1 protein-coding gene is annotated in these 400 nt (G+C 51.0%); it reads left to right on the top strand.

All coding sequences use genetic code 11. The features are described 5' to 3' along the window. Positions 1–50: 50 nt before the first annotated feature. Positions 51–400 (top strand): nuclear transport factor 2 family protein (locus tag EN780_RS38230; RefSeq protein ID WP_189557222.1); only part of this gene is annotated, 350 nt, incomplete at its 3' end.

The raw sequence follows: 400 nt of genomic DNA, 5'->3' as shown, positions 1-400 counted from the left end.
GTATAAGATGAATGGGTACTTTCCCATCAAGCTCCATAGAGGGGGCCATCATGAGCGAGCGTTGGAAAGGCATAATCACTAACTGCGCGAGTTTGAGAAATCTTGCCCTGGTTTGTGGGTTCTTTTTTGCTTTAAGCGGCACTGCTTCAGCTGATTCCTGCGGAACAGATGCTACTGCCGGTTGGGATGTCGAGAATCCTCCGGCCGAGGATCGTCAAGCAATTCAAGATCTCTTGTCCCGCTATGCCTGGACGATCGACGAAAGAAATGCACCCGCGTTCACTGGTCTCTTTGCGGAACCGAGATCGTCTTACTATAAGATTTGCAGTTCAGGCAACAGTATCCTCAAGTTGACACTCGGCATGGGTCCGGAGTCGGCAACCGATCTCCTCGGACAGAT

The sequence above is a fragment of the Mesorhizobium sp. M4B.F.Ca.ET.089.01.1.1 genome, assembly GCF_004022605.1.
Lineage (GTDB): Bacteria > Pseudomonadota > Alphaproteobacteria > Rhizobiales > Rhizobiaceae > Mesorhizobium > Mesorhizobium abyssinicae.
The sequence above is the reverse complement of the archived record's forward strand: the minus strand, read 5'-3'. Positions and strand labels throughout refer to the sequence as shown.